This is a genomic window from Nonomuraea sp. NPDC005501 (assembly GCF_040605905.1).
Lineage (GTDB): Bacteria > Actinomycetota > Actinomycetes > Streptosporangiales > Streptosporangiaceae > Nonomuraea.
This window is the reverse complement of sequence record NZ_JBEXDT010000071.1, coordinates 27332-50388: the sequence shown is the minus strand read 5'-3', so window position 1 is coordinate 50388 and position 23057 is coordinate 27332. Positions and strand designations below refer to the sequence as shown.

Genomic DNA, 23057 nt, shown 5'->3' with positions numbered 1-23057 from the left:
CCACGGCGGGCGCTTGCTCACCGACCCCGAGGAGATGCTGGCCCGTTGCATGCCGCTGCTCGCCGACCCCGACCGGATGCGGGACATCGGCCACGCGGCGCTCGACGTCTTGCGAGCCGAACCGCGGACCGACCCCGACCGGATCGCCGCCATCGGCTACGGCACCGGGGGCATCATCGGGCTGGAGCTCGGGCGCGACGGCGTCAACCTGCGCGCGATCGGGACAGTCAACGGACTGACCACGGGCCGACCGGGCGAGGCGGCGCGCATTCGCTGCCCGGTGTGGGCGGGGGTCGGGTCAGAAGACCCGATCATGCCGCGCGCGCAACGGGACGCGTTCACCGCCGAGATGCAGGCCGCGGGCGTCGACTGGCGCCTCACGGTCTACGGCGGCGCCTTGCACGCCTTCCACCACCCGCCGGTCGACGGTCCCGTGGTCCCCGGCGTCGGCCACCACCCGCGGCACGCGCAGCGAGCGTGGCGCGACGTCGTCGACCTGCTCGCCGAGTGTCTGCCCGTAACGGAGTGATGTGGTGAGTCCGAGCTCGGCCGGTAGCGCCAAGGTCGCCACCGACGACCGGCCCGCGCTGCTGAACGCACTGTCCCGCATCCGCGACGGCGACCTGCTGGTGACCGTTCAGGAGGTTGACCGCCTCGGCCGCAACCTGCCGGAATTGCTGATCGTCCGCAACGATCTGTTCCTGGACGGCATCGGCGTCGTTCACAAGACCCTGGCAGAAGATCCCGCCAGTGGCTCAGCAGGAAAGGTGACCCGCCGCTCGGACTCCGACGGCTCAATCGGAAGCGGCGGTAGCGAGGCTGCGCAGGGTGTGGGGTCCAGTGGAGTGGTATGAGATCGAGACGTTCCTGGCCCTGGCTGAGGAGCTCAACTTCACGCGCACCGCCGAACGTCTACTCGTGTCGCCGGGTCGGGTCAGCCAGACGATCAAAAAGACAGAACGTCGTATCGGCGGCGCGTTGTTCGAACGCAGCAGCCACCACGTGGCCCTCACCCCGGTCGGCCGGCAGCTCTAAGTGGAGCTGCTGCCTGCATACCAGCAGATGCAACGGGCCCTCGGCAACGCTTCGGCGGCCTTCGCGGGGATCAGCGGTGAGCTGCGCGTAGGATTCACCGCCCCATGGTCCGGTGCCCTCATCGTGCGGGCGGCCGATGCGTTCAACTCGCGCCGGCCCCGGTGCACCGTCGAGCTGCAGGAGCTGACGTACAACGCGGCCATCGCGGCGTTGCAGGGCCAGGACATCGATCTGGTGGTGGCCGAGCCGCCTGTCGAAGACCCTGCCATCATCGTGGGCCCCGTCCTGTTCTCCGAACCCCGCGCCTTGGTCGTGCCCGCTGATCATCCCCTGGCGACACGGGAAACGGTGTCGTTGGAGGCCCTGGCAGTCCTGCCGCTGATCACGGCTGTCGGGGTTTCCCGTGCCTGGCGCGACGCCTTCTTTCCCCGCCGCACCCCCCAGGGCCGCCCCATCAGTCATGGACCGGCCGCCGTCGGATGGCAGGAGGTCTCTCACTGGTCGGGGCAGGCAAGGGGGCAACGGTGGCCACCGTCCGGGCGGGGCATTACCACGGTCGGCCCGATATCGTCTATGTCCCGTTTGATGACGCACCGCCCGTCGACTACGCGCTGATGTGGCGCAACGCAGGCGACACGATCGGGCTGCGGGCGTTCAGCCGACGACCAACCGCCTCGCGACGGCCGCTGAGGAGACCGTCGGTTGAGCACACTGCGTGGACCGCGCCGGCCGCAGCCGCGTTGATGGACGGGCAGCCTTGCCCGCTCGCCGTCCCCAACACGCTGGCATCTGACGCTCCGGCCGGGCAACGCCCAATCTCTCAAGGCACGTTTAGCGCGGCTAACAGCCTGCGGCCGGATGCCGACCTGACCTCCGCCTGATGGGAGCGCCGCGCCGGCAGACTCGGTGCCGGTGAGTGAGCACTCCCGCCGCCCGGACCGTGAGTCGAAGCGGGCGGTGCGGCACGGGAACGATCGTTGGGCGCACCCGGTCTTACAGTGGCGCCATGAGCAATCACTCCGAAGCGCCTGTCACGCCGGTCGAAGCCTATGAACCCCCCTACTACGTGGCTGTCTTCACGACGGTGCGAACCCAGGAGCAGAGCGGCTACAGCGAGACCAACGCACGCATGGAAGAGCTGGTGAAGGACATCCCTGGGTTCCTGGGGATGGATCACGCGCAGACTCCTGGTGGGCTGGCCATCACCGTCGGGTACTTCCGCGACGCCGACGCCCTCACGGAATGGCGGTCCAACCCCGAGCACCGCGCGGCGCAGAAGCGCGGGCAAGTCGAGTGGTACCAGAGCTACACGCTGCATGTGGCGAAAGTGGAGCGCAGCCACGGGTTCATCCGAGCGTAGGTCCCGCAGCGCCCGACAGCAGGCCGACCCATCGAAGTCACCTCAGCGACCGTCCCGCCACAGGCTGTCATCGAACGGGTCGGCGTGCCCTCGTGAGCCCGATCCAGCGGAGTCGAGCCCGGCCTGGTCCCGGTCACCGACTGGCGCCCTGACGGGCTCTCCGAAGGTGTCAGCGGCGACCGGATCGGCATCTTGGCCGGCGTCGGCCGCGTCCCCTGGCTAGCGGGCCTTCACGGTGGTCGGAAGGCTGCTCAAGCCGTGAATGTTCGGGTGGTGCACGCGCACGGGTGTGCCTACGCCGTAGTCCTCGTGTACGGCGGCGACCAACTCCTCCAGCACGATGCGGGCTTCGAGGCGGGCCAGGCTCGCTCCGAGGCAGAAGTGCGGGCCTGTCCCGAACGCCAGCGTGCGGGAGGTGTCGCGGTCGAGGTCGAACATCTCCGGGTTCGGGAAGACTCGCGGGTCGTGGTCGGCGGCAGCGAAGTTCAGCAGTAGCCGGGAGCCGGCCGGGCCGCGTCAGACCATGGCGAGGTATGCGGCGAGCTCGTCGGAGGAGTCAGTGGAGATGCCGACATATCCGTCCGGCCGGATGAGGGTGTGGCGTACCCCGCCGTACGGGTCGGCCGGCACGTACGCCCGTACCCGCGGCCCGTCCGGCACCCGGGGCGCGGGATCCGGCGAGAGCAGCGTGAAGTGCGGGCCCCGCAGCAGGTCGAACATGCGGGCCCGGCTGCCGTCGGCCAGGCGCAGCGGCCCGTCGGGCACCCGGTCGCCGCCGCTGCGGGCCAGCGCCGCGCCCCGGTAGCCGACCTGCAGCTGGTAGGTCTCCTCGTCGCGCTTGAAGGTCTTCTTGTCGAGCAGGTCGGTGCTGAGGCCGAGGACGCGGGCCGCGATCGGGCGGCGTTCCTCCTCATAGGTGTCCAGCAGCGACCGCGGCGCCCCGCCCAGGACGCGCGCGAGTTTCCAGCCCAGGTTGTACGCGTCCTGCACGCCGGTGTTGAGGCCCTGCCCGCCCGCGGGCGAGTGCACGTGGACGGCGTCCCCGGCCAGGAAGACCCGGCCGTCCCGGTACCTGTCCGCCAGCCGGATGTTCACCCGGTAGAGCGAGGACCACAGCACCTCGGTGACGCGCACCCCGCGCAGCATCGACCGCTCGGCGAAGATCCTCTGGAAGCCGGACAGCGTCAGGTCCGGGGTCACGCCCGGCCTGAGCGGGGCGAGCAGCTGGAACGTGTCGGTGCCGGCCATGGGGTACAGCGCCACCATGCCCCTGCCCGGCCGGACCCAGACGTGGATGTGGTGCCGGTCGAGCCCCTCGACGCGTACGTCGGCCAGCGCCATGCGCTCCTCCTCGCGGGTCTCGCCGGCGAACCCGACACCGAGCGCCTTGCGCACGAAACTCCTGCCGCCGTCGGCCGCGACCAGGTAGTCGGCTCGCACGGTGCCTCCCGTGCGCAGCGTGGCCGTCACCCCTCCCTCGTCCTGCTCGAAGCCGGTCAGCTCCGCGCCGTACTCCACCTTCCCGCCCAGCTCCGCCAGCCGTTCGCGCAGGACCCGCTCGGTGCGCCACTGCGGATGCATCACGACCATCGGGTACGGCACGGCGTCCGTCGCCGTGGCCGGCTTGTGCATGCGCCCCTGGTACACCGGCACCCGGCCGACCCGCACCCGCAGCGGCGGGTAGACCGTCGCGGACGCCAGCACGCGGTCGATCACGCCGAGGTCGTCGAAGATCTCCTGCGTGCGGGGCTGCAGCCCCTTGCCCTTGGAGCCGAGCGAGGGCTCCGGCGCCCGTTCCACGACGCGGTGGCCGATCCCGCGCCTGGCCAGCTCCACCGCGAGCGTGAGCCCCGTGGGGCCGCTGCCGACGATGAGCACGTTCGTCTTCTCCGTCATGCCCCGACCGTGCCAGGGCGCGCTGCCATATCCCTGTCACCGCCCTGCCGGCGGGTGGCCAGGTGGCGTGGTCACGGCAGGATCGAGTCGACGTAGCCGCCGTCGGCGCGGACGGCGCCGCCCGTGGTGGCGGAGGCGTGGTCCGAGCTGAGGTAGACGACCATGTTGCCGACCTCGGACGGCTCGATCAGCCGCTGGATGAGGGAGCTCGGGCGGTGCTCGCGCATGAACCGCCGCTGCGCCTCCTCCCAGGGCAGGTCGTCGCCGACGAGGTCCTCGACGAAGATCTCGACGCCCGGCGTGTGCGTGGGACCGACGATGACCGAGTTGACGGTGACGCCGCTCCCCGCGGCGGCCTTGGCGAAGCCGCGCGTGACCGCCAGCAGCGCGGTCTTGGTCATGCCGTAGTGCACCATCTCGACGGGGATGACCACCGCCGAGTCGCTCGCGATGTTGAGCACCCTCCCCCAGCCGCGTTCCATCATGCCGGGCAGGTAGGTGCGGGTGAGGCGGACGGCCGACAGGACGTTGACCTCGAAGTAGCGGCGCCACTCGTCGTCGTCGATCTCCAGCACGGGCCTGGCGCCGAAGATGCCGAGGTTGTTGACGAGGATGTCCACGTCGGGCACCCGGCCGAGGAGCCCGGCCGCGCCGTCCGCGGTCGCCAGGTCGGCGGCCACGGCGCTCACGTCCGCGTCCGGCAGCCGGCCGGTGATGGTGGCGGCCGCCTGCTCGGTCTTCTCCTGGCCGCGCCCGTTCACGACGACGGCGGCGCCGGCGCGGGCCAGCTCGGTGGCGATGGCCAGGCCGATGCCCTGGCTGGATCCGGAGACCAGGGCCCGGCGGCCCGACAGATCGATGTTCATCGGTTGCGTCCTTTCCGGGTCGTCTTTCGACCGACCGGCGTAGGACGTGCCCAGAGATGGGCGGTGAATGTCGGATCCGATGGGGTCAACCGAGTGTGCAGGTCACCTGCGGCGGGGTGTTGACGCTGCCGTTCCAGCTCGCGATGAAGCCGAACGTGGCGGACGCGCCGGCCGCGAGGGCGCCGTTGTAGCCCGCGTTGCGTGCGGTGACGGCGGCTCCGCTCTGGGTGAGCGTGGTGTTCCACGACTGGCTGACCCGCTGGCCGTCGGCGAAGGTGAAGGTCGCCGTCCAGGCGGCCGACGCGGCCGGGGATTCGTTCCTGACCGTGACCTCGGCCTGGAAGGAGCCGCCCCACTGGGAGATCAGCCGGTAGGTGGCGGCGCATCGTCCCCCGGTCGGTGAAGGCGACGGCGAGGGGCTGGGTGAGGGCGAGGACGAAGGGATCACGCCGTCCAGGACCCGCGCGAGCGCCGGGTACCAGCGGTCGGCCATCTTCTGGAAGCCGGTGTCGTTGGGGTGCACCCCGTCGCCGGTGTCGGTGGCCGTGTCGAAACCGGTCCACTGGTCCACGACGACGATCGGCGACCGGGTGGTGGTGAGGCCGGCCGCCCAGCCCGGGATCGCCTTGTCGAGCGCCGTCACGTCGGCCGCGCAGGTGGTGCAGCCGGACGGGTTCATGGGGATGATCTGCGCCACGATGATCTTCATGTCGGGGTTGTTCGCCCGCATCTGGCCGATCAGCTTCGTGTACGCGGCGAGGACGGTGGAGGTGGGGAGGTAGCCGCCCCACATGTCGTTGGTGCCCAGGTGCATGAGGACGATGTCCGGTCTGGCCGCGTCCAGCCATGGTGGGAGCTGGTTCTGGTCGGCGATGCCGGTGGCGGCGTACCCGCCGTGGCCCTCGTTGTCGCCGTCGTAGGAGTAGCCGTAACCGCAGCCGCCGTCGGGGACGCTGCCGACGAAGTCGATGTTCGTGTATCCGGCCGTCTGCAGGCGGTGCCAGAGCATGGCGCGCCAGCAGCCGGGCCCCGCGGTGATGGAGTCGCCGAGCGGCATGATGCGGACGGGCGCGGCCGCGGAAAGGGCCCGTACGCCGCCCGCCGGAGGCGCGTACAGGCCGGCGCCGAGGGTGAGTGCCGCGAGGAGGGCGGCCAGGGCGGCGTACAGGTGGGATCTGCGAAGCATGGCTCACTCCCGATGGACCCGGCCGGGCCCGCCGGATCGCGGCGGGCCCGGCCGGAAGCCGGGTTCTAGGACGGTTCGGTCTAGGACAGGGGGTTCTGGGTGAGCAGGTGTGCCTTGAAGCCCGCGCCGTAGGTGCTGGTGGGGGTTCCGTTGTAGTCCTCGATGAGCACGTTGCCCTGGCTGCAGCCCCACGGGTTCCACGTCCAGGCCGTGTATCCGACGCCGTGCGCGTCGGCCCACGCCATGACCTGGTCGATGTAGTCGTGGGCGCAGGAGTTCTGGCCGATCTCGCCGGCGTGCACCGGCACCTGCGCGGCGACGGCGCCGACCTGGCTGTCCCAGCAGGAGACGTTGGAGCAGGTGTTGAAGTTGTAGGTGTGCCAGGCGGCCATGAGGTTGCCGGCCGGGTCGGACGGCTTGTAGGTGAGCCACTGGCTGAGGTCGTTGGACCAGGCCAGGCCACCGAGCATGATCACGTTGGTGGCTCCGGTGGCGCGCACCGTGTCCACCAGTGACTGCATGCCGGCCACCTGGTAGCCGATGCCGGTGCAGGTGCCGCCGTCGCGCCAGCAGGTCCATCCCGCGGTCGCGTTCCAGTTCGCGGCGGCGTCCGGGTACGGCTCGTTGAACAGGTCGAAGACGACCGCGTTGTTGCCCTTGAAGGCGGTGGCCACGCCCTTCCAGAACGTCGGCGCGTACTGCGCGTCGGGCATCGGCTTCTGGCAGGTCGCCGTGGTGTCGGAGCAGCCGGCGCCCTGGCCGGTGTACTGGCCGTAGTTCCAGTGCATCTCCACGATCGGCGTGATGCCGTTGGCGACGAGCAGGTTCACGTAGTCCTTGACGTTCTGCTGGTACGTGGCGCCGCTGGGTGTGCCGTTGGTGCCGTTCCAGCACTCCTCGTTCAGCGGGATGCGGACCGCGTGGATGTTCCAGGCCTTCATCGCGTCGACCGACGCCTGGTCCACGGGGCCGCTGTCCCACATGCCCTTGCCCTGGACGCAGGCGAACTCGCCGCTCGCCCGGTTGACGCCGAGCAGCCGGTACGTGGCGCCGGCGGAGGTGACCAGCCGGTTGCCGGAGACGCGCAGGGCGGGCGCCGCGCCGCCGGTGACGGCGTCGTTGTCGGCCTCGGTGGCGTTGACGGTGACGGAGGTCAGGCCGGAGGAGGCGACGCTGATCGGCCGGGTGCCGTTGGTGCTGTCGGCGTCCTCCGCGGCGCCGAGCGTCACGGTCTGCGGGGTGCTCCAGTTGGCGGCGGTGAAGGTGAGGCCGGCGCCGCCGGTCACGGTGATGTCGCCGTCGCCGGTGCCCGCGGTGCTGGTGACGGTCACGTTGCCGGACGGCTGGGACTGCAGGCGCACCGTGTAGGCGCCGGTTCTGCCCTCCGGCACGCTCACGCTGGTGGGCGAGACCACCAGGGCCTGCTGCGTCCCTCCGGAGCCGGTGCCGGTGCACGACACGGTCGGGGACGTGTTGGCGCCGGTGTAGGTGCCGTTGAAGCCGACGGTCCAGGTCGCACCGGTGCCCTTGGCGGCGTTGTACGACTCCGGCTTGACGGTGACGGCCGCACCCGCGGGGGTGGGTGCGGCCGGGGTCGGCACGCCGCCCCACATCTGGGTGATCACCTGGTTGCCGGGGAAGTCGAAGCTCAGGGCCCAGGTGGTCAGCGGGTCGCCGGTGTTGGTCACCGTGATGGAGGCACCGAAACCGGTGCCGTTGTCCCAGCTCTTGGCGTAGGTGGCCGAACACGCCACGGCGGCGTCGGCGGCGGTCTGGACGGTGGCGAGTCCCGATCCGGCGAGCAGCACGGCGGCTGCTGCCATCAAGGGTCTGCGCCACGGGTTCCGGGGCATGTGCATGAGGGTTCTCCGTGACGGCATCGGCCCTCCAAGGGGGGTGGGAGCGCTCCCAAACGATCTGCCCCTTTGCGGAGCCTCCGCAAGCCGGCTCCGGTGGCCTCCAGGCCGGCATCCGTGCCGACCTCGGAGGACACCGTCGGCGCCGCTGAAACTTTCACCCCTCTCAGGTCATCGGTCGCCCGCCGCCGCCCGGCTGGACGATCACGATCGGGATCCGCCTCGACGTCTTGCGCTGGTAGGCCGTGTACTGCGGCCAGAGCCCGGTCATCGTCTCCCAGAGGCGGTCCCGTTCGTCCTCGGCCGCCGGACGGGCCACCGCGTCGAACACCTCGGCGCCGACCTGCACCGTGACCCGTGGCTCGGCGAGCACGTTGTGGAACCAGAGCGGATGGACGTCGGCGCCGCCGTTGGAGGCGACCACGAGGTAGCGGCCGGCGTCACGGCCGTAGATGAGGGCGGTGCGGCGCGGGAGCCCCGAGCGGCGGCCGATCGTGGTGATCAGCAGGGTGGGCGCGCCGTGGAAGAGGTGACCGCGGGCGCCGCCTGACTCGGCGTAGCTCCTGACGTGCCGGGCCACCCACCCGGTCGGGCTGTCGATCGGCTCCCGGCTCATCGGGCCGCCCCGCCCACGTGCCGGTCGGACCACGCGCGGGCCTGCGCGAACCAGCGGGGCGCGGTGCGGTGGCCGTTGAGCACGTGCCCGGCGCCGGGGATCACGACGGTCTCCAGCTCGGCGCGCGGACCGTAGAAGGGGGCCTCCTGGGCGTGCAGCGCGGCGGACGTACGGGCTCCGGCCAGCAGCCGGTCGTGCTCGCCGTTGACGATCAGTACGGGGACCTGGATGCCCTTGTTGATCGAGGGCGGGGTGTAGGAGTCGCCGGGCGGGAAGACGTCGGTCGTCCTGGCGGCCTCGTCGGCGGCGATGACCTCGGGGTCGGCGTCGGGCCGGTGGTAGAACCAGGTGGCCCGCAGGCCGGGCCGGGTGGTGAGGTAACCGTCGTCGAGTCCGCGCCCGGCGAAGCGGGGATCGTCGGCGGCGCGCCGGATGCCCGCGCCCATCTGCTCGAAGGCGGCCGTGTCGGGCATGCTCGACTCGCCGGTCAGGATGACGCCGTCCACCTCCGCCGGGTGCCGGGCGGCCAGAATGCGGGCGAGTGTCGAGCCCAGCGAGTGCCCGACCAGGACGACCTTGGCGAACCGGCGGCCGCCCAACCGGCCCTCGCGCAGCTGCCGGATGAGCTGGCGGATGACGATCTCGTGGGTGTCCTGCCGGAAGCGGGCGCTCGGCGGGTAGGAGCTTGCACCGGTGCCGAGCCGGTCGATGGCCAGCGTGGCGTATCCGGCGGCGGTCATCGTCTCCACGTACGAGGGCCGCCGCCGGTCGCCGTGCATCCTCCAGTACGCCTGGCCGTAGAAGCCGCCGGGGATGAGCAACTGGACGGTGGCGGCATGGCCGCGCGGGAGGCACAGGGTGCCGGCCAGGCGCTGGTCGGCGGGGCCGTCGGCGGTCATCGCCACCTTGGCGTCGATGGATCGGCAGACGGGGGCGGCGTTCGCGGCCGCGGGCGCCGAGGTGACGGGGATCGAGGCGAGCGCCAGAAGCACCGCGGTGGTGATGCGCATAGAACTCCTTCGGTGTAGCCAAATTTGGTTAACCAAATTTGGGTATCGCACTATGGCGCACCCACGTCCCCACCGTCAAACCGGTCCCCTACCGTTCAGGTCGGCCGTTCCAGCCGCCTTGCCGTCCCCGGTCAGGCGGGCTTCTCGCCCCGTTCCAGCCGTCCGATCAGCTCACGGGTCCACGACGCGTCACCCTCGGCCTGCGCGGCGCGCAGCGCGAACAGCTCCGCCACATGCCCTGGGCGCTCTCCCTCACCGGCCGTGGCCACGATCCGCGCCCGTTCGTCCTCCAGAGCGCGTACCCGCTCCCTGAGCAGCGCGATCACTTCCTCGACGGGCAGCGCGGGCAGCATGACCAGGGCCGCGCCCAGCAGTTCCGGACGCCTGTCGGGCATGCGCAGGGCGCCTCTGAGCAACTGGAGGAACTCCGCCTCGCCCTTCTCGTTGATGGCGTAGTCGACGCGGCCCGGCCAGTCGTGCACCTCGCTCGCGTCCAGCAGCCCCTCTTTGGCCAGCTGGCGCAGGGCGTGGTAGATCGAGCCGGACCTGAGCCCGGCCCACCTCTCCGTCTCCCACGACTCCAGCTCGGAGCCCACCAGGTAGCCGTGCGCCCGGTCGTGCTGCCGCACCACGCCGAGAACCAGCAGTCGCGTCGCCGACATCGTCTCCCTCACTCGCCGGGGTACCTGGCATCCCGGACCAGGTTAGCCCGCACGCCCGGTCTGAGCCGGTCGGCGGGCGATCAGGCCGGCCGGCGGGAAGCCCCGTCCGGGGTCCTCCGTCGGCAGGCTCGGCGAACACCCGATCGGACTCGATCACCGGTAACATCTGCTGAGAGTCCCACGGCGCCCGTGCCACCGCCGAGTTCGGAGTTCCGGCAGTTGCTTTTCGACGTCACCCGCAGCGCACTCGCCGACATCTTCGGCGACGACCGGCTCACGACCCTGCCCGCCACCGCCTTCCCGCCCTCCACCGCGGACCTCGAGGGCGCCCGCCTCCTGCAGACCGTCGGCGTCCCCACCGGAACGCTCTGGCTGCGCGAGCCCGACGAGGACTCCGGTCGGCTGCCCCTCGTCCAGGACGTCGTCCACACCGAGGACCTCGAGGACGCCCCGGGGGACGCGGGCGAATGGCCCGTCATCGGCTGGCTGCTCAACGCCCACCTCGCCCTCGACCCCGGCTCCGGCAAGGTGCACGCCTTCGACCCCGACGAGGAGACCGTGCAGGAGCTCCACACGGACGTCTCCTCCCTCCTCCAGGTCACCGTCCGGTTCCAGCGCCTGCTCGAGGAGTTCACCTTCAGCGGCGGCGACGAGGATGCCGGCTTCGAGCGCTTGGAGCGCGAGATCGAGCGTATCCGTCAGGAGACGAGCAGCATCGACCCGCTCCCCTTCCAGGACGACGAGACCCTCTGGTCGGTGGTCGGCGACGAGATCGCCGCGGGCCAGCGCTTCAAGGGCACCAGCCCGGGAGCCCGCTCGCTCTACGGGTGATGCCGACGAAGGCGAGGAAGTGCTCAGCCTGTCGCGCGCGGAGTTCTCCTGCGGTGCACGGCTGTCGCCGCCCCGAGGGCGAGGGCGGCGTACCCGCAGGCCACGGCCAGACCTGCCCATGGCGGGAGCGGGTAATAGCCCCCGAGCAGCGACCGGTACACGTCCACATGCGCGAACGTGGGGACGCTCTGCGTGATCGCGAACCCGGCGGCGGGGGTGATCGTCAGCAGCCATGGCGCCAGCCCCGCGGTCGCCAGCAGGTACGGGGCGACGACCAGCGCGATGGCCAGCCCGATGGCGACGACGCCCCGCTCGACCAGCGCGGCGAGGCCCAGAGCCAGCACGGCGGCGGCTGCCGTCAGCGCCGCGTAGCCGACGATCACCCGCAGCTCGGTACCGGGAGTGATCGGCTGGACCGGGTTCTGATGGGCACGCAACATCGCCAGGCCGGCAGGGACCACGACCCCCGAGGCCACCAGCCCCGCCACGAACGCGACCGCGCCGACCACCGCGGCCTTGGCCGCCAGCAGCCGCGCCGGCCGCGGCTCGGCCGGCGGGCCGGCCCCGATCGGCCCTCGCCGGTGTTCCGCCGTGAAGAACGTGACCCCCACCACGAGCACCGGGATCAGCCCCAGGGCCCCGCCGATCAGCATGAGGTCAGCGCGCACACCGCCCTCCACCGTGGCGGGCCCGATGTCGCCACCCCCCGTCACGACGAGCTTGTCACCGGACTCGACGACCCCGCCCGGGTGATGCGGGGTCCTGCCGTCGGACTCCAGGGAGACGCCGACGTCGTCGCGACGCCAGGAACCGTTCGCGCCCCGCAGCTCGATCTGGTCGAAGGTGGCGGTGGCCTGGGCGAAGGCCGACGCCATGTCCCACAAGGCGCCCGGTGAGGTGGCGAACAGCCCGATCTCGACCGTCTCCGGCAGCCCGGTCAGCTTGACCGTGCCGACCTCGGTCCACGTCCTGCCGTCGTCCGACTCGTAGCCGGTGATGGTGTCGCCCGATCTGGTCAGCCGCAGCCACTGCGGGCCGTTGTGCGGGCCGCCGGGCACGTCGTGGGTGAAGTTGTACTGCATCCGCACGCCGTGCTCTCCGGTGAGCATGACGGCGGCATACGGTGTGCCCTGCTTGAGGCTCTGCCTGACGAGCAGCCCGGCCTTCGCCCACGGCACCACCCCCTCCTTGATGTTGCGCACCCCGGGTACGGCGTCCGGCAGCCGGATCTGCCCGGTCATGTCCGACACACGGGCGGTGAGGCTGCCGTTCCCCTTGAGCGGCTGGTGCACGAAGTAGTACTTGTCCTTCACCGCGGTGCCATCGGGTCCCACCAGCGGCGCGGGGCAGGGGCCCTCGCCCTTCCCCGTCACGCAGCTGCTGCGCACGCCCCCGGCGATCAGCAGGCCGAGCGACACGGTGACCAGTACGGAGGCCGCCATGGCGAGCGCCCAGCCGCGCGAGGTACGGAACGTGGTCCACTGCTCGTGCAGCAACCGGGGGAAGCCGTCCCGCCCGGCCCGCCGGGCGGATCGGTGAGGTGTACCGGAAGGGGTCACCGTGACACCTCCGTGGACGTCGCGGCACGGTGCGCCGGCGCCTCGCTCCGATCCGCAGGGCGACCCGCCGCGGCGGACTCCCCCGCTCCGTGCGGCCGTCCGGAGCGGGTCGCCGGCCCCGCCGGGGACGCCGCATATCGCATGCGCGGCCCGGCGACGATGATCCCCGGGGCGCTCATGGGGTTGGTGGATGGACTCATGCCGACGGTTGTACGCGGCCTCCGGTTCCAGCCGGGTCGCAGCGGCTGCGACGTGGCTGAGACCCGGGATCTGGCATCGTTGAACCATGGCACCTCGACCGGGCCGCCGCGCCCGCACGATGATCGGCGGTGAGCGGCGGTGAGGGTCCTCGTCGTCGAGGACTTCGAGGTCCTCGCCCGCTCCATCGGAACGGGGCTGCGCCGCGAGGGCATGGCCGTCGACGTCGTCCTGGACGGAACCGCCGCCCTCGACCGCCTGGCCGCCACCCGCTACGACGTGGTGATCCTCGACCGCGACCTGCCCGGCGTCCACGGGGACGAGATCTGCCGGCGGCTCGCCCACGGCCGCTGTGAGACCCGCGTCCTGATGCTCACCGCCTCCGGCACGATCGAGGACCGCGTCGACGGGCTCGGCATCGGCGCCGACGACTACCTGCCCAAGCCGTTCGCGTTCGCCGAACTGGTCGCCCGCGTCCGTGCCCTGGCCCGCCGCGCCGCCCCGCCGCTGCCGCCCACCCTGGCATGCGGGGACATCACCCTCGATCCGGCCCGCCGTACCGCGTCCCGGGCGGGCCGGCGCCTTGACCTGAGCCCCCGCGAGTTCGCCCTGCTCGAATGCCTGCTCGCCGTACCCGGCCTGGTCATCTCGGCCGAGGAGCTGCTCGAACGCGTCTGGGACGAGGCCGCCGACCCCTTCAGCAGCGCCGTCAAGCACACCATGCACCGGCTGCGGGCCAAGCTCGGCGACCCTCCTGTGATCGAGACCGTCCGCGAAGCCGGCTACCGGCTCGGTCCGTAGTGCTCCGGCCTTCAGCTGGGGTGCAGCTGAGCGCGTCAACGCGCAGGACCGTCATGACCCCTCAGACGCTCGCCAGAAGGTCCCTGCAGACGCGGCTGGCGCTCGCCTACGCGGCGGGCATCTACGCCGCCGGAGTCCTCGTGCTCGTCCTCGTCGCCGTCCCGCTCGCCAGCATCGATGCGGCCGCACCCGAAGGCGGGCCCCCATCGAGCGTGATGCACCAGGCCGGGCCCGGGATCGGCCTGTCCCAACTCCTCATGGGCTCCGCCGTCGCCCTGGTCATCCTGATTCCCGTCGCCCTGGCTCTCGGCTGGTTCGTCGCCGGCCGGTTCCTGCGCCCGCTGCGCGCCATCACCGCCACCGCCAAGATCATCTCCGCCGGAGACCTCCACCGGCGACTCGCTCTCGGCGAGCCCGCCGACGAGCTGACCGAACTCGGCCACACCCTCGACGACCTGTTCGCGCGCCTGCAAGCCTCCTTCGACGCCCAACGCCACTTCGTCGCCAACGCCTCCCACGAGCTGCTCACCCCACTGGCCGGCCTGCGCACCCTCCTCGAGGTCGCCCTCGCCGACCCCGACGCCGGCGCCGACACCCTGCGCTCGGTATGCCAGGAGGCCCTCGCTCTCGGCGGGCACCAGGAGCGGCTCGTCCAAGCACTGCTCGCTCTGGCCACCAGCGAGCGCGGCGTCACCCGCCGGGACACCCTCGACCTCGCCCAGGTCGTCGAAGGGGTGCTCGCCACCCGCCGCGACCAAGCCACGAGAAAGGGCATCGACCTCGCCGGACACCTGGCGCCCGCGGTGACGGCCGGAGACCCGAGACTCATCGAAAGCCTCGTCGCCAACCTCGTCGACAACGCCATCCGCCACAACCACGCAGGCGGGCATGTCGAGGTCACCACTCGGACCTCCGGCACGGAGGCGACTCTCACGGTCACCAACAGCGGGCCGGCCGTCCCCGGCGACCAGATCCGGCGCCTCTTTCAACCCTTCCAGAAACTGGCACCGGAGCGTCATGGCCACCACGACGGCTACGGCCTCGGCCTCGCCATCGTCAGCGCCGTCACGCAAGCCCACCACGCCACCCTCACCACCGGTGCACGCCCTGAAGGCGGCCTGTCCGTCGCCGTGCGGTTACGCCTCCCCTCCGAGCGACCTCTGACGCCAGGGGACGGCTCCTCGATTTTCACGACAGGCCGGGCCCTTTACATTGTAGATCACCATCGCCGTTTATCCCGTGGGCCATGAGTCACCTCAGTGACGCGAGTCGTTCTCTCATCACATCGGCGCCGTCAAGACGTTCGCTGATCTCGACCTCCCATCGGCCGCTGTCCACGGCTTCTATCACCACGAGGAGTTCGGAGCGTTCGGGGAGCGGCCATGACAGAGCGTGCGGGGTGTCGGCGGCCACGATGAGGCAGTCGTGCACCTGGTCGAGACGGGAGGCGATGTCCGTCAGCTCGTGCCAGGTCATGGGGCATCCGGTGTTCGAGGTGCGGATGAGGTCCTCGAAGGACGGCATCGCCATCCCCCGGGGCGCGACACCGACCGCCCAGAGGTCGAAGACGCTCCACGTCCACGTGTTCTCGGGCAGTACGCCGAGAACCTGGTGCAGCTCGACGGTGCCTCCCGACAGTCGGTGCATGGGGATCACGACGGCCGTCATGCCACCGGACTCTAGACGGGATCGCTCGTCTCGATAGGAGAGACAAAAGCGACATATGGGCATATAGAGGGTAAACTGCCAGGGCGTTTACCTCTCCCTGGAGAAATCCGATGCACCAGATTGTTCACGTGCGACCGGTCGACGACGCGGTGGGGCATGAGATGTCCCCGCAGTGCGTGTGCGGCCCCGTGAGTCAGGAAGTCAGCCTGAAGCTGAGCGGAGAGGCCGTCGGCACCATCTACCGGCACCACCCTCTCAGCCCCTGTCACGAATGGGAGGCCTCCGCCGCATAGGCCCCTGGACGAAAGCCTCATGGCCGTCCGCGCGGGCGCAACGCGCTGACGACGATCGTGATGGCCGAGGTGACGATGACCAGGTCGAACACCGTCTGCACGATGACCGCCGCCTTCGCCGCCTGGCCGACGGGAATGATGTCGCCGTACCCGATCGTGCCCAGCGTCACCACCGCGAAGTACAGAGCGTCCAGCCTGGTGCGGATCCCGGCGAACTGGTCGGCCATCACCACGTACGTGGCCGCGAAGAAGACCACCACCACGTTGACGCCGGTCAGCAGCATCGTGACCTGCTCCACCAGGAGCCGTTCCGGGCGCAGCGCCCGCTGCACCTGCCGCGTGAGCAGCCAGGTCAGGATGGCCAGACCCGCCAGGGACGCGAAGGAACGCCACTGGAACAGGCCGCCTCCCGGCCCCGCCTGCGGCAGTGGCACGACGAAGTAGAGGCCGGTGACGACCGCGATGGCGCCCGCCGTGCGCGTCCATGCCAGCATGCGGGCTCCGTAAGGGGACATGCGGTCAACGTTCCGCGGTCGCCCGGCGCGCAACGTGGGACACGGTATGGAATCGCCCAAGAATGTCGGGGATCTTCTCCGTCTCGGAGGTGACGCCCCGTCGCCCCGCAGGCGGACGACGGCAGGCGCCCCCGACTTCTAACGTCAGCGGCATGTTCAACGACCAGGTGACATTTCGCCGCGTGGCGGCCGGCACCGTCCTCATCGTGGCCCCGCTGCTCCAGGCCGTGGCCGTCGTCGTCGATCCCGGCACCTGGGGCGACGACAGGGAGGCGGTCAGCTACGGCGACAACCCCGCGCTCGCGCAGACCGAATCGGCGCTGTACCACTGGAGCTGGATGCTGATGGCCGTCGCGGCCCTCGGCCTGGCCCATCTCACCCGGCGCAAGGCGACCAGGCTCGGCCACATCGCGGGCGCGGCGACGGTCATCGGGTACATCTCCACCTCCGCGCTGCTGATGAGCGACCCGGTCGAGTGGTGGCTGGGCCGGCACTACCCGCCGGAGCAGGCGCAGAAGATCCTCGACGAGATGCTGAACCTGCCCGGCGTCGTCTTCGGCTTCCACATGCCGTGGATCTTCTTCGCGGTCCTCGGCCTGCCGCTGCTGACCGTGGCCGTGTGGCGGGCGGGCTTCGTCGGCTGGTGGGTGCCGCTGCTGGTGTTCGTCGGGTACGTCGCCTCCTTCCCCCTGGAGTACGGGCCCGTGACCGTGGCGTTCTGGGCCCTGCCGGTGATCGGCCTGGGCTGGACGGGGCTGAAGATCCTGCGCATGGGTGACGAGGCGTGGGCCGCCTACTACCCCTCCGCCGTCCACGACAGGACGGCCGTCCCGGCCCAGGGGTAGGCCGTCACGTGGGCAGGGGCCGGTCGTCCACCACGTGCTTCATCACGAGGGTGGAGTTCAGCCTCTGCACGCCGGGGAGCGCGGCCAGGACGTCGTCCTCCAGCTCCTGGTACGCGGTCAGGTCGGCGGTGACGATCCGCAGCAGATAGTCGGGGTCGCCGAACAGCCGCTGCGCCTGCACCACCTCCGGCACCCGGGCGACGGCCGCCTCGAACCCCAGGAGCGTCTCGCGGTCCTCCTGGCGCATGGTGACGAACACCAGCGCCTGGAACGTCAGCCCGAGCGCCGCGGCGTCCACGATCGCCCGGTAGCCGCGGATCGTCCCGCCGCGTTCGAGCTCGCGTAGCCGGCGATGGCACGGCGACACGCTGAGGCCCACCCGTGCCGCCAGCTCGGTGACCGTCAGACGGCCGTCCTGCTGCAGCAGCGCAAGAATCTTCCGGTCGATCGCGTCCATGGAGCAGATTCTTCCACCGAAGCGCCTTGGGTGGGCGAAAGTTGGAAGCCTCTTCGGCGTGATGAGCACTATTCTTCCCATATGACCAGCTAGCGGGGGGATTCTGCTCCATGGCCGCCAGTTCCGTGCTCGCCTTCTGGGCGGTCGCACTCCTGCTCATCGTCGTCCCGGGCGCCGACTGGGCGTTCACCATCGGCGCCGGGCTGCGCGGCCGCGCCGTGGGCCCGGCTGTGGGCGGGCTGGTCGTCGGCTACGCGGCCATCACCGTCGTCGTCGCGGCCGGCGTGGGCGCCCTGGTCGCCGGGAACCCGGTCATCCTCACCGGCCTCACCCTGGTGGGCGGCCTCTACCTGGTGTGGCACGGCGCCATGACCTTCGCCCGTCCCTCCACCCCCGCCTCCCCGCGGGAGGCCGCCGCCGGCACCGACCGGGCCGTCTTCCTGCGCGGCATCGGCGTCAGCGCGCTCAACCCCAAGGGCCTGCTGATCTTCCTCGCCCTTCTCCCGCAGTTCACGAACCTGCACGGCGCCTGGCCGGTGTCCGCGCAGATCGGCGTGCTCGGCCTCACCTTCATGATCACCTGCGGGCTGTTCTACCTCGGCGTGGGCCGGCTCACCCGGGTCGTCCTGCACGGCCGCCCCGCCGCCGCCCGCCTCATCAGCCGCCTGTCGGGAGCCGCCATGGCCGCCATCGGCGCCTGGCTCATCATCGACCACCTGCTGCGCTGACGGCGTACCGCGCGAACCTCGGCGCGCGGCGGGCAAGCGGCGAGCGAGCAGCCGGCAAACCGGTTGCCGGAGGTCCGGGCCCCCGCACATGATCGGGTATGACGGTGACACGGGAGCTGCTCGCCTACTACGAGCAGGACAGGGAGCACGACAGGCTGCGCGAGGGGCGCGGCCGATGGGAGTTCTGGCGCACGCAGGACGTGCTGCGCCGGACGCTGCCGCCGGCGCCGGCCCGCGTGCTGGACGTGGGCGGCGGGACCGGGGTGCACGCCGAGTGGCTGAGCGCCGACGGCTACGACGTGGAGTTGCTGGATCCGGTCCCCCTGCACGTCGAGCGCGCCGCGGAGCTGCGCGGGGTGAGCGCGCGGCTGGGCGACGCCCGGCATCTGCCGGTTCCGGACGCGAGCGTGGACGCGGTTCTGCTGCTGGGGCCGCTCTACCACCTTTCCGAGCGAACCGACCGGGTGCGGGCCCTGTCGGAGGCCCGGCGCGCCGTACGGCCTGGCGGCCTGGTGGCGGCCGCGACCATCAACCGCCACGCGGCCGTGCACGACACCGTCTACCTGGGCGACTACCTGGGCGAGCGGGAGCGGCAGGCGGCGCACGCCGCCGCGACCGACGGGATCATGTTCTCCCCCGGGCACGGCTTCACCGCCTACTTCCACGACCCGGACGAGGTTCCGGGCGAGTTCGCCGACGCCGGGCTGCCCGAGCTCCGGCGCTACGGGCTGGAGGGCGCCTTCTGGCTCTACGGCGACATCGACGACTGGCTCGACGACCCGGAACGCCGCACGCTCCTCCTCGACGCCCAGCGCTCCATGGAGAGCGTGCCGTCGCTCCTCGGCGTCAGCGGCCACATGCTGACCGCCGCCTACCGGGACCGTCACGTCTGAACGGCCACCTGCCTCGTGGTCAGGGCTTCCTGGGCGTCGGTGATGCGGCCGATCATTGACGCCGCCAGGGCCGCGACGACGATCCACAACGCGACGCTCCCCATGTCGGCCATGGCCACGACCGCCAGGCCCTCCAGATCGTCCAGGGACTCCACCTCGTCGGCCTGGCCGAGGACGCGGCTCGCCACGTAGGTCACCGACGAGGTGAGAACCCAGAGCGTCCACCAGGCGGTGATCACCCGGAGCCGGCGCGGCGGGGCGGCCGGCCGGGAGGCGGCCCAGATGTCGTCGACCAGCTGCTTGGGGTACCACCAGCAGACGATCGGCACCGCCCAGGCGAGGACGAGCCAGGGCCTGGGATGCCGGTGCCCGTCCGGCGCCAGCAGCTCGGCGTTCGACCGGACCCGGAAGAGCCAGACGAGGAAGGCCACGGCGGCCACCACGAACGTCCCCGTCTGCACGAACGCCGAGCCGGTGTAGACGAGGTCGCTCGCGTCGAGCTCGGCGTCGCTGACCGAGTAGGGGTCGGTCAGCAGGCGGTCGATGACCGACACCTCCCACACGTCCGACGCGGCGGACGCCACGCCCGCCAGGCAGTCGAGCGCGAGCGCGCCGAGAGCGAGGTTGGCCAGGCTGCGTACCGGCAGCAGCGGCAGCGGTGGCTGCCATGCCGATGGCGACGATGGGGGGTACACCTCACGCCCTTCACAACGGATCCCATGGGACGACCCGCCAGTATCACCGGCACAGCGGGCCCCGCGGGAGGGCGTCTTCCACCCCGCACCCTTTCGTGATCAACTTGGGACTCCCCGGCCGCGCCCGCTCGCACCGTAGGAAAGCCTTAAGGAAGCCGTAAACGGGCTGCGCCAAGCTGAAGGCACATGAGGACGGCGGCCCTCACGAGGGCGCCGCGACGAAACGCGACACAGGGAGCAGAAGATGGCGAGCAGGCTGGTGGTCTCGGCGTTCCTTTCACTGGACGGCGTCATGCAGGGTCCCGGCGGCCCCGGCGAGGACGACTCCCACGACTTCCCGCACGGCGGATGGCTGCCCCCGCACGTGGACGAGGGCTTCGGCGAGATCATGGGCGAGCAGCTCGCCCGCGCGGACGGGATGCTCCTGGGCCGCCGGTCGTACGACATCCTCTCCTCGCACTGGCCGAACGTGCCCGACGAGGAGGGCGGCGCCGAGATCAACAGCATGCCCAAGTACGTCACCACGAGGACGCCGATGGACGCCACGTGGCGCAACACCCGGGTGCTGGTGGGCGACGCCGCCCAGACGGTCGCCGACCTGAAGCGCGAGACCGACGGCGAGATCCTCGTCCAGGGCAGCAGCGACCTGCTGCGCACCCTGCAGCGGGCCGAGCTGGTGGACGAGTACCGCCTGCTGGTCTTCCCCGTCATCCTGGGCGAGGGGAAGCGCCTGTTCGCCGAGGGCACCGCCCCTGCCGGGCTGAAGCTCACCGGATCGAGGACCACGGGCGCCGGCGTCGTCTACGTCACCTACGACTGGGCGGGCAAGCCCTCGTACGGCTCCGTCGTCTGACGCGCACGCGGGCCGGGCCGTTCGGGGGGTCCCTCCGGCCGGGCGCTCCCCCTTCCCGTCGCCCGCGACTGAGGGGGGCCGGCCGGAATACGCCAGAAACGGGCCACGTGAAGTCCCTGATTAGCTGTCACCTGCGGCTTCAGGTGCAGTGACGATTGTGCACGACGGTGCTGATCGCGGACCACACGTCCACCGCAGACCAGTTGGAGTGGCCCTCGCTACAGGAGGATCCGCACGTCCGCCGGGGACAGGCTTTCGAGGGGGCAGACCAAGTACGGGAGAAAGGGGCAGTCCTGCCTGTGACCTGGCGATCCCACCCCACGGTGAAGTGTCGGAATCCAGTGTGTCGGAGCCGGGTGAGACGGTTCTGGAGGGTGGGTGACGGCTCAGCGGTAGAGGGCTGCGATGGCCTCCAGCACCTGCTCGCGGGCGTGGACGGCGGGAGTGACACCGGTCAGCACGTAGGCGGCCAGTCCTTCGGTCAGCGCCACCAGAGCCAGCGCCGTTCTCTCGGGGTCCGCATCGCTGGGGATGCGGCCCGTCTGCTGGTCTTTGTGGATCAGGTCGGCCATTTGCCGGTGGAAGTCGGCGTAGAGGACGCGCAGGTGGGCGGCGATGGTCTCATCGGCGAAGGCGAAGGCGTAGGCGTGGAAGGACTGGCGCACCCGCATGTGGGCCTCGGTGGTGGCGTCGTAGGGGATGAGCTCGGTGAGCACGGTGGTGAGCACCAGGCGCGGGTCGGCGGCTTGCAGGTCGGCGCCGGTCTTGGCCTGGATGCGCAGGCTGGACAGTTCGTTGCCGCGTTCGAAGGCGGCCTCGAGGAGTTGGCGTTTGGCCGGGAAGTAGTGCCGCACGCGGCCGGGTGAGATGCCCGCCTGGGCGGCCACCTCGGCTTGGGAGACGGCGGCCAGGCCGCGCTCGGCGACGATGGCGAGCACCGCGTCGGCGATCTCCGCCCGCCGCTGGGCGTGGTGTGCTCCCGGTCCCCGGCCCATCACCGCTCCAATCTTCTCGATGGGTTGCTGCTGCTCGGCGGGCGGCTGGCCGATCTGTACGGGCACCGACGCATCTTCGCCATCGGTTTGGCCCTGTTCACCGTCGCCAGCCTGGCGGGCGGGCTGGCGACCTCGCCGGGCCTGCTGATCGCCGCCCGCGCCAGCCAGGGGATGGGGGCGGCCGTCCTGGCCCCGGCCACGCTGACGATCCTGACCACCCCCTTTCCCGAGGGGCCGCGCCGCACCCGGGCGATCGCGGTGTGGACGGCGGTGAGCCTGGCGGGCGGCACCGCGGGCAACCTCATCGGCGGCGCGCTGACCGAGTACCTGTCCTGGCGCTGGATCCTGCTGATCAACGTGCCGATCGGGCTGGCCTGCCTGGCCGCGACCCGCGCCCTGCCCATCGGCCCGACCCGGCGCGGGCAGCGCCTGGACGTGCCGGGCGCGCTGCTGGCCACCGGCGGGCTGGCCATGCTGGCCTACAGCCTGTCCGGCCCGCCCGCCGCCGCCCTCACCGTCCCCCTGACCGCCGCGGCGGCCACCGTCTTGCTGGGGTTGTTCGTGCTGGTCGAGGCGTGCCTGGCCCGCGCGCCGCTGCTGCCGCCGCGCCTGCTGCGGCCACGCCCGATCTGGCTGGGCAACCTGGCCATGCTGCTGGCCGGGGCGGGCCTGAACCCGATGTGGTAATTCCTGACCCTGTCCCTGCAGCACGTGCTCGGCTACGGCCCGCTGCAGGGCATAGCTGAACACCTGGGAGCCGTCCAGGCTGCAGTAGAAGTGGGCGGAGATCATCCCGGCGGCGGGCGGTGTGTCCGAGCCGCCGTCGAACATCGCCTCCACCAGGGCGCGGGCCCGCTCGAGGTCCGGGCCGTCGAAGTCGCGGGTGACCAGCACCACGCACCGGGCTTGCTCGGCCGGGCCGTAGGCGGGGGTGCTGCGCTACAGCCGGGCGGGCCTCACTCCGGCCCGTTCGATCCCGGGCACGGCCGCGTCGATCTCCTGTTTCCAGCTCAGGTCCTGTCGGCGGGCGCCGTCGGGGTCGGTGACCTGGGCGATGTCGCTCCTTCCCACCGCGGCTGAGGACCATCCAGCGCCCGCCTCCACGGGATCATGGCGGAGCGGGCGCTGTCATTTCTCACCAACATTTCGCCTCGTGTTGATCTTCAACCGCTGTCAGAACTCACCTACAAGCGCTACGCGTTGAGCGCGCTCCAGAACGGGGTGTGTCCGGAAAGCCGT

27 protein-coding genes and 1 pseudogene are annotated in these 23057 nt (G+C 71.3%); 13 read left to right on the top strand and 15 right to left on the bottom strand.

The window, feature by feature from the left end; translation table 11 throughout:
- The 5 genes from ABZS51_RS29535 to ABZS51_RS29515 form a co-directional block, all read left to right on the top strand.
- The coding region (locus ABZS51_RS29535) for a dienelactone hydrolase family protein (RefSeq protein ID WP_355447640.1) at window positions 1-529 on the top strand (529 nt) is incomplete at its 5' end.
- Window positions 530-533: 4 nt separating this feature from the next.
- A complete protein-coding gene (locus ABZS51_RS29530) occupies window positions 534-854 on the top strand; it encodes a recombinase family protein (RefSeq protein WP_355447637.1) in 321 nt (106 codons plus the stop codon).
- A complete protein-coding gene (locus ABZS51_RS29525; protein ID WP_355447634.1) occupies window positions 841-1035 on the top strand; it encodes a LysR family transcriptional regulator in 195 nt (64 codons plus the stop codon). The genes ABZS51_RS29530 and ABZS51_RS29525 overlap by 14 nt, the downstream gene beginning before the upstream one ends.
- Window positions 1036-1650, top strand: a complete 615-nt coding sequence (locus tag ABZS51_RS29520) for a substrate-binding domain-containing protein (RefSeq protein WP_355447632.1) — start codon at window positions 1036-1038, stop codon at window positions 1648-1650.
- 391 nt (window positions 1651-2041) lie between these two features.
- A complete protein-coding gene (locus tag ABZS51_RS29515; RefSeq protein ID WP_355447629.1) occupies window positions 2042-2395 on the top strand; it encodes an antibiotic biosynthesis monooxygenase in 354 nt (117 codons plus the stop codon).
- 219 nt (window positions 2396-2614) lie between these two features.
- Here ABZS51_RS29515 and ABZS51_RS29510 read toward each other — a convergent pair.
- The 8 genes and pseudogenes from ABZS51_RS29510 to ABZS51_RS29475 form a co-directional block, all read right to left on the bottom strand.
- Window positions 2615-2893, bottom strand: a pseudogene (locus ABZS51_RS29510) (cytochrome P450); the annotation flags it as partial.
- A gap of 18 nt (window positions 2894-2911) precedes the next feature.
- A complete protein-coding gene (locus ABZS51_RS29505) occupies window positions 2912-4291 on the bottom strand; it encodes an FAD-dependent monooxygenase (RefSeq protein ID WP_355447627.1) in 1380 nt (459 codons plus the stop codon).
- 71 nt (window positions 4292-4362) lie between these two features.
- Window positions 4363-5157, bottom strand: coding sequence for an SDR family oxidoreductase (locus ABZS51_RS29500; RefSeq protein WP_355447624.1), 795 nt, complete (start codon window positions 5155-5157; stop codon window positions 4363-4365).
- A gap of 85 nt (window positions 5158-5242) precedes the next feature.
- On the bottom strand, window positions 5243-6343 hold the full coding sequence (locus ABZS51_RS29495) for a cellulose binding domain-containing protein (RefSeq protein WP_355447622.1): 1101 nt from the start codon (window positions 6341-6343) through the stop codon (window positions 5243-5245).
- 80 nt (window positions 6344-6423) lie between these two features.
- Window positions 6424-8166: a cellulase family glycosylhydrolase gene (locus ABZS51_RS29490; RefSeq protein WP_310713826.1), complete on the bottom strand. Its 1743-nt coding sequence runs from the start codon at window positions 8164-8166 to the stop codon at window positions 6424-6426.
- A gap of 199 nt (window positions 8167-8365) precedes the next feature.
- A complete protein-coding gene (locus ABZS51_RS29485) occupies window positions 8366-8815 on the bottom strand; it encodes a nitroreductase family deazaflavin-dependent oxidoreductase (RefSeq protein ID WP_355447618.1) in 450 nt (149 codons plus the stop codon).
- On the bottom strand, window positions 8812-9825 hold the full coding sequence (locus tag ABZS51_RS29480; RefSeq protein WP_355447615.1) for an alpha/beta fold hydrolase: 1014 nt from the start codon (window positions 9823-9825) through the stop codon (window positions 8812-8814). The genes ABZS51_RS29485 and ABZS51_RS29480 overlap by 4 nt, the downstream gene beginning before the upstream one ends.
- A gap of 131 nt (window positions 9826-9956) precedes the next feature.
- Window positions 9957-10487, bottom strand: a complete 531-nt coding sequence (locus ABZS51_RS29475; RefSeq protein ID WP_355447612.1) for a PadR family transcriptional regulator — start codon at window positions 10485-10487, stop codon at window positions 9957-9959.
- Window positions 10488-10706: 219 nt separating this feature from the next.
- On the opposite strand from ABZS51_RS29475, the gene ABZS51_RS29470 reads away from it, so the two are divergent.
- Complete coding sequence (locus ABZS51_RS29470) at window positions 10707-11318, top strand: SUKH-4 family immunity protein (RefSeq protein WP_355447609.1); 612 nt, start codon at window positions 10707-10709, stop codon at window positions 11316-11318.
- Window positions 11319-11341: 23 nt separating this feature from the next.
- Here ABZS51_RS29470 and ABZS51_RS29465 read toward each other — a convergent pair whose 3' ends face one another.
- Window positions 11342-12877, bottom strand: coding sequence for a hypothetical protein (locus ABZS51_RS29465; protein WP_355447606.1), 1536 nt, complete (start codon window positions 12875-12877; stop codon window positions 11342-11344).
- Window positions 12878-13216: 339 nt separating this feature from the next.
- Here ABZS51_RS29465 and ABZS51_RS29460 point away from each other — a divergent pair, with 339 nt between their 5' ends.
- Window positions 13217-13876, top strand: a complete 660-nt coding sequence (locus ABZS51_RS29460; protein ID WP_355447603.1) for a response regulator transcription factor — start codon at window positions 13217-13219, stop codon at window positions 13874-13876.
- 53 nt (window positions 13877-13929) lie between these two features.
- Complete coding sequence (locus ABZS51_RS29455) at window positions 13930-15126, top strand: HAMP domain-containing sensor histidine kinase (RefSeq protein WP_355447600.1); 1197 nt, start codon at window positions 13930-13932, stop codon at window positions 15124-15126.
- Between the two features lies 1 nt (window position 15127).
- Here the strand turns inward: ABZS51_RS29455 and ABZS51_RS29450 are convergent, their stop codons facing one another.
- Complete coding sequence (locus ABZS51_RS29450) at window positions 15128-15544, bottom strand: hypothetical protein (RefSeq protein WP_355447597.1); 417 nt, start codon at window positions 15542-15544, stop codon at window positions 15128-15130.
- A gap of 310 nt (window positions 15545-15854) precedes the next feature.
- Complete coding sequence (locus ABZS51_RS29445) at window positions 15855-16352, bottom strand: potassium channel family protein (protein WP_355447594.1); 498 nt, start codon at window positions 16350-16352, stop codon at window positions 15855-15857.
- Between the two features lie 152 nt (window positions 16353-16504).
- Between ABZS51_RS29445 and ABZS51_RS29440 the strand changes: the two genes are divergently transcribed.
- Window positions 16505-17197: a hypothetical protein gene (locus tag ABZS51_RS29440; RefSeq protein ID WP_355447591.1), complete on the top strand. Its 693-nt coding sequence runs from the start codon at window positions 16505-16507 to the stop codon at window positions 17195-17197.
- 4 nt (window positions 17198-17201) lie between these two features.
- Here the strand turns inward: ABZS51_RS29440 and ABZS51_RS29435 are convergent, their stop codons facing one another.
- Window positions 17202-17654: an Lrp/AsnC family transcriptional regulator gene (locus ABZS51_RS29435; protein WP_310713806.1), complete on the bottom strand. Its 453-nt coding sequence runs from the start codon at window positions 17652-17654 to the stop codon at window positions 17202-17204.
- 110 nt (window positions 17655-17764) lie between these two features.
- Here ABZS51_RS29435 and ABZS51_RS29430 point away from each other — a divergent pair, with 110 nt between their 5' ends.
- Both ABZS51_RS29430 and ABZS51_RS29425 read left to right on the top strand, forming a co-directional pair.
- Complete coding sequence (locus ABZS51_RS29430) at window positions 17765-18382, top strand: LysE family translocator (RefSeq protein ID WP_355447587.1); 618 nt, start codon at window positions 17765-17767, stop codon at window positions 18380-18382.
- A 98-nt stretch (window positions 18383-18480) separates the two neighbouring features.
- Window positions 18481-19275, top strand: a complete 795-nt coding sequence (locus ABZS51_RS29425) for a class I SAM-dependent methyltransferase (RefSeq protein ID WP_355447584.1) — start codon at window positions 18481-18483, stop codon at window positions 19273-19275.
- On the opposite strand, the gene ABZS51_RS29420 is transcribed toward ABZS51_RS29425, so the two are convergent.
- Window positions 19266-19970: a DUF4328 domain-containing protein gene (locus ABZS51_RS29420; RefSeq protein ID WP_355447581.1), complete on the bottom strand. Its 705-nt coding sequence runs from the start codon at window positions 19968-19970 to the stop codon at window positions 19266-19268. The genes ABZS51_RS29425 and ABZS51_RS29420 overlap by 10 nt on opposite strands.
- A gap of 244 nt (window positions 19971-20214) precedes the next feature.
- Between ABZS51_RS29420 and ABZS51_RS29415 the strand changes: the two genes are divergently transcribed.
- Window positions 20215-20823: a dihydrofolate reductase family protein gene (locus tag ABZS51_RS29415; RefSeq protein WP_355447578.1), complete on the top strand. Its 609-nt coding sequence runs from the start codon at window positions 20215-20217 to the stop codon at window positions 20821-20823.
- 386 nt (window positions 20824-21209) lie between these two features.
- Here the strand turns inward: ABZS51_RS29415 and ABZS51_RS29410 are convergent, their stop codons facing one another.
- Complete coding sequence (locus ABZS51_RS29410; RefSeq protein ID WP_355447575.1) at window positions 21210-21884, bottom strand: TetR/AcrR family transcriptional regulator; 675 nt, start codon at window positions 21882-21884, stop codon at window positions 21210-21212.
- On the opposite strand from ABZS51_RS29410, the gene ABZS51_RS29405 reads away from it, so the two are divergent.
- Window positions 21843-22505, top strand: a complete 663-nt coding sequence (locus ABZS51_RS29405; RefSeq protein ID WP_355447572.1) for an MFS transporter — start codon at window positions 21843-21845, stop codon at window positions 22503-22505. The genes ABZS51_RS29410 and ABZS51_RS29405 overlap by 42 nt on opposite strands.
- 252 nt (window positions 22506-22757) lie before the next feature.
- Here ABZS51_RS29405 and ABZS51_RS29400 read toward each other — a convergent pair whose 3' ends face one another.
- Window positions 22758-22889 (bottom strand): hypothetical protein, encoded by a 132-nt coding sequence (locus tag ABZS51_RS29400; RefSeq protein ID WP_355447570.1) that lies wholly within the window; start codon window positions 22887-22889, stop codon window positions 22758-22760.
- Window positions 22890-23057: the final 168 nt, after the last annotated feature.